Source organism: Sphingopyxis sp., assembly GCF_035250425.1.
Taxonomy (GTDB): domain Bacteria; phylum Pseudomonadota; class Alphaproteobacteria; order Sphingomonadales; family Sphingomonadaceae; genus Sphingopyxis.
Genome location: NZ_DATFFD010000050.1, coordinates 1 through 4,756, shown reverse-complemented (window position 1 = coordinate 4,756; position 4,756 = coordinate 1). Strand labels below are relative to the sequence as shown.

5 protein-coding genes and 1 pseudogene are annotated in these 4,756 nt (G+C 65.8%); 2 read left to right on the top strand and 4 right to left on the bottom strand.

Annotated features, from left to right (window positions below; translation table 11 throughout):
* The 4 genes from VJ811_RS03210 to VJ811_RS03195 form a co-directional block, all read right to left on the bottom strand.
* Nucleotides 1-156 (bottom strand): lactate/malate family dehydrogenase (locus VJ811_RS03210; protein ID WP_414711907.1); only part of this gene is annotated, 156 nt, incomplete at its 3' end.
* A 240-nt stretch (nucleotides 157-396) separates the two neighbouring features.
* The gene (gene zapE / locus VJ811_RS03205) at nucleotides 397-1,533 is read right to left on the bottom strand and encodes a cell division protein ZapE (protein WP_324070836.1); all 1,137 of its coding nucleotides are present in this window, start codon (nucleotides 1,531-1,533) and stop codon (nucleotides 397-399) included.
* A 97-nt stretch (nucleotides 1,534-1,630) separates the two neighbouring features.
* On the bottom strand, nucleotides 1,631-2,128 hold the full coding sequence (locus tag VJ811_RS03200; RefSeq protein WP_324070835.1) for a PaaI family thioesterase: 498 nt from the start codon (nucleotides 2,126-2,128) through the stop codon (nucleotides 1,631-1,633).
* The gene (locus VJ811_RS03195) at nucleotides 2,125-2,907 is read right to left on the bottom strand and encodes a succinate dehydrogenase iron-sulfur subunit (protein WP_248456734.1); all 783 of its coding nucleotides are present in this window, start codon (nucleotides 2,905-2,907) and stop codon (nucleotides 2,125-2,127) included. Before VJ811_RS03195 ends, VJ811_RS03200 begins: the two co-directional genes overlap by 4 nt.
* Nucleotides 2,908-2,983: 76 nt before the next feature.
* Here VJ811_RS03195 and VJ811_RS03190 point away from each other — a divergent pair, with 76 nt between their 5' ends.
* Nucleotides 2,984-4,579 carry a lipopolysaccharide biosynthesis protein gene (locus VJ811_RS03190; RefSeq protein WP_324070833.1) on the top strand — a complete coding sequence of 532 codons (1,596 nt, stop codon included), beginning with the start codon at nucleotides 2,984-2,986 and terminating at the stop codon, nucleotides 4,577-4,579.
* A pseudogene (locus VJ811_RS03185) lies at nucleotides 4,576-4,756 on the top strand (HAD-IB family hydrolase); the annotation flags it as partial. The gene VJ811_RS03190 and the pseudogene VJ811_RS03185, both read left to right, overlap by 4 nt.

The window sequence follows — 4,756 nt, the reverse complement described above, 5'->3', positions numbered from 1 at the left end:
CGGGCCGACCTGCGACAGGTCGAGCGCCTTGCCCTGCGGCACGCCTTCGACCACGTCGAACAGAACGACGTCACCGAGCTCCTTCTGCGCGGCGAGCAGCGCCAATGTTCCGCCGATATTTCCGGCTCCGATCAAAGCGATCTTCTTGCGTCCCATGGCGCGAGGCACTCCCTTCCTGGCAAGCCCGGCATTGGTTCACAGACCGGTCGGCACACGGGCTAAAGTGCCATGCCGGTCCCAAGACTGGCGACGCCCCTACGCCGATTCTGTTAATGAAACAACTGCGAAAAGGACGAAAAACGGGCTTTCTTTGCTAATAGTTCGCAATAACTATAAGGCGTTTTGAGAGACCGCGATAAGCCCCTCCGCGACCTCATCGCGGTGACGGTCCATTCGTCACGCTGGAGAAAGATCACCAGCGGCGTCCTGCTGGCCGTGGCCCAGAGCCAGATAGTCATCCGACTGCATCTCGGCGAGGCGGCTAGCCGTCCGCTCGAATTCGAACGCGCCGTCGCCCGCGATGTAAAGCTGATCGGGCATCGCCGCCGCGCTCGCGAGCAGCTTGACCTTATATTCGTAAAGCGCGTCGATCAGCGTGACGAAGCGCGCGGCCTCGTTGCGGTTCTCCGGCCCCATGCGCGGGATACCGACGATGATGACGGTGTGGAAATGCCACGCGACCGCGAGGTAATCGGCGGCGCCCCGCGCTTCGCCGCAAAGCCGCTTGAACGAAAAGACCGCGACGCCCTTCAGCGCCTTCGGCACATGGAGCATCCGCCCGCCGCCGACGTCGAGTTCGAGCGTCGGGACATGCGCGCGGTCCTCGGGCGGATAGTCGGTGAGGCGGAAGAAAGCGGCCGACAGCGCCGCGCTCGCCGCATCGTCGGCGGGAACGAACCAGCGCGCGCCACCGCCGAGCCGGTCGCGGCGATAATCGGTCGGGCCATTGAGGCTCATCACGTCGAGCCGTTCCTCGACCAGCGCGATGAAGGGCAGGAAATGCTCGCGGTTGAGCCCGTCCTTGTAGAGATCCTTCGGCGGCCGGTTTGAGGTTGCGACCATCGTCACCCCGCGATCGATCAGCGCAGTAAACAGGCGTGAGAGGATCATCGCGTCGGCGCTGTTGTTCACCACCATTTCGTCGAACGCGAGGCAGCGCGTATTTTCGGCGAGCGCGTCGGCAACGAGCGGGATCGGGTCGCCGCTCTCGCTTTTGCGCACTTCGCGCATCCGCGCGTGGACGTCGAGCATGAAAGCGTGGAAATGGACGCGCTTTTTCCGCTGGATAGCGAGCTGGTCGTAAAACAGATCCATCAGCATCGACTTGCCGCGCCCGACCGCGCCCCACAGATAGACGCCGCGCAAGGCCTGCGGCTTGCGGCCGGCTAGGCGCCAGAGCAGGCTGCCGCGCGGCGGCACCGCTTCCAGCTCGGCCTGTAGCGCGCTCAACCGCTCGGCGGCGGCGCGTTGTTCGGGGTCGGGCTTGAGTTCGCCCGCGGCGACCAGCACATCATAAGCGGCAAGGACGCTCATAAACAGGGACAGTCCCCATTTATTGAGGGTGGCGCAGGTCGTGCCACCTCGGCCGGTGCAATTAAATAGGGACTGTCCCTATTTATGAGCCGCGCCGTCATGTCCGGTCCTTGCTCGCCTTGCGAATGGTGCCGGCGAAGGTCAGCACGATGTGGCTGTCACCCTCGCCCTGCACGACCAGCCCGCGCAGGAAGATCAGCCGGCCGGTTTCGCGCACCAGTTCGACCACGGCGTCGAGCGGCTCGCCGACGCGACCCGCGCCGACGAATTGCGTCGACAGGTCGAGCGTCACCGAATGACCGGCGTTGAGCGATCCGAACTGGTGCGACGCCGCGAACAGCGCGATGTCGACGAGCGCCAGCGTCACGGCACCATGGACGTTATCGCCGAGGTTGCTGTGCCTGCGCTCGGGCAGCATCCGCACCCTTGCGCACGGACGGCCGTCGGCGGTCGGCGGTTCGACGCGGACCGTCAGCGGTTCGATGAAAGCGTTGAAGCGGCAGGGATCCTTGAGGTTCCAGCTGACCCAGCCATCCTCCAGCGTCTCAGCGCTGAAATGATCCCGGCGCTTCGGTTCCTCGATCCCGTCGTTCACACTTGCCGCTCGGCCTCGAGCTTCTTGATCTCGGCAATCGCGCGCGCGGGGCTGAGACCCTTCGGGCAGGCGTTCGCGCAGTTCATGATCGTGTGGCAGCGATAGAGGCGGAACGGATCTTCGAGCTCGTCGAGCCGCTCGCCGGTCATCTCGTCGCGGCTATCGGCAAGCCAGCGATACGCCTGAAGCAGGATCGCGGGGCCGAGGAACTTGTCGCTGTTCCACCAATAGCTGGGGCAGCTCGTCGAGCAGCAGGCGCACAGGATGCACTCGTAAAGCCCGTCGAGCTTTTCGCGCTCGGCGGGCGACTGGAGCCGTTCCTTGCCGCTCGGCGTCGTCGTCTTGGTCTTCAGCCAGGGCTCGATCGACGCATATTGCGCGTAGAAATGGGTGAAATCTGGGACGAGATCCTTGATCACGTCCATCGCCGGCAGCGGGGTGATCGTGATGTCGCCCTTCAGATCCTCGATCGCGGTCGTGCAGGCGAGGCCGTTCTTGCCGTTCATGTTCATCGAACAGCTGCCGCAAATGCCTTCGCGGCACGAGCGACGGAAGGTCAGTGACGAATCCTGCTCGCTCTTCATCTTGATGAGCGCGTCGAGGACCATGGGACCGCATTTTTCGGTGTCGATCTCGAACGTGTCGAACCGCGGATTCTGGCCGCTGTCGGGATCATAGCGATAGACTTTGAATTTCTTCACCGCCGCGGCGCCATCGGCCTTGTGGACCTTGCCCGTCTTTTGCGGGCGGCTGTTCTTGGGCAGGACGAATTGGGCCATATCGCGGGGTTCCCTATGCAATTGCGCGCTGCCTAGCCCCGAATGGCAGAGTCGACAAGGGGGTGAAGGAGCCCAAGTGGCGAAAGCCGCTGGCGGCCCGGCGGACGAGCCGCTAGGTGCGGCAACGATGAGCGAAGACGTCGCCCAACCCGCCGTTACCAGCCGCAGCGTCGCGCGCGGGCTTGGCACGACCGTGCTGGCGCGCCTCGGCGCAGTGGTCGAGATCGTCGCGCAGCCGCTCTACGTCCTGATGTTCGGCCTTGCCGGTTATGGCCTCTATGCCGTGCTGTGGGCGGCGGTGAACCTGCTCGAGAATATCTTCGATCTCGGCATGACAAGCGCGATGCAGCGCACCGTGCCACAATCGGCAGGCAAGACCGAGGCTGCGGCGGCGCTGCGCACCGCGATGGTTTTCGGCGTCGGCCCATGCATCATCGTCGCGGCGCTGGTCGCCCTTTTTGCCGCCGATCTCGGGCTGCTGCTCAATGTCGCGGACCATGACCGCGAACTCGTCACCCCCGCGATCCGCATCTTCGTCTGGGCGCTGCCACTGTGGGCCTTTGTCGAGATCGCGACCTCGGCACTGCGCGCGCGCATGGTGTTCGGCGCCGAAATCCGGCTGCGGATCGTCTGGGAACAGATGCTGCGGCTGCTATTCGCGGCGCTGTTTTTCGCCGGCGGGCTCGGGCTCAAGGGGCTGTTCATCGCGCATCTCTGCTCGCTCGCGATCACCGCGGCGCTCAGCGTGCGCCTGCTCGCGCGCCATTACAGTTTCGCCGACCTGTGGCGCGGGCCGTGGGCCAGCGAGACGGCGCGCAACACTTTCTGGGCGGGGCTTTCGATCCTGCCGTCGAACATCATCGCCCGGCTGTTCGGCGATGCGCCCGCACTGATCCTCAACATGCTGCTCCCCGGCGCGGCGGGCGCCGCGGCGGCGGGCCTGTTCACGATCGCGCGAAAATTGTCGAGCGTTGTCCAGCTTGTACGCATCGCCTTCACCTATGTGATGGCGCCGCTCGCCGCGAGCGCCGAACGCGAGGACCGCCGGCAGGTCGCTGACATCTATGCCTATGCGACGCGGCTGATCCTGGCGATCGCGCTGCCGCTCGCCGCCGTGCTCGCCGCGGGGAGCGCGTCGCTGCTCGGGCTCTTCGGGCATGGCGCGCAGGCCGCGCAGGCCGCGCTCGTCATCCTGCTGTTCGCGCGCGCCGCTGAAGCGGTGCTCGGGATTTCGGCGCCGGTGCTGCAAGTCGTCGCCGCTTTCCGCCAGCAGCTCACCGCCAGCATCTTCGGCGTTGCGGTCGCGATCGGCGCAGGGTGGCTGATCGTCGGCCATCTCGACCCGCTGACCGGGGTGACGCTGGCGACGGCGATCGGGCTTGTTACGATGGCCGCGATCCCGATGTTGCAGCTCGCGGCGATCGAGAAGCTCCACCCCTTCGGCGCCCAATTTCCGGCGGTTGCCTTACGCGGGATCGCGATCACCCTCGTTGCCGGAACGATGGCCATGTTCGCCGACCTGCTGCCGGACGCCATCGCGCTGCCCCTGCTTGGATTGATCGCCGCCGCCGCGATCTGGTTCGCACTGCGTTTTGCCCTGCCGCTCGCCGACCGCGCCTCGCTCGGCAAGACGGCGCGCAGACTGCGCCTGATCGGACCCACAGAGCGATGAGCGAGGAGCTGCCAATCCGCGTCGCGATCTACGACCTCGACCGCACCGTGTTGCGCAAGCCGACCTTCACGCTGTTCCTGCTGTGGGCGGCGTGGCGCGAGGCGCCGTGGCGCGCGCTGCTGATCCCCGCGCTCGCGGCGCTGATGATCGGCTATGCGCTGCGCCTCTATGGCCGCG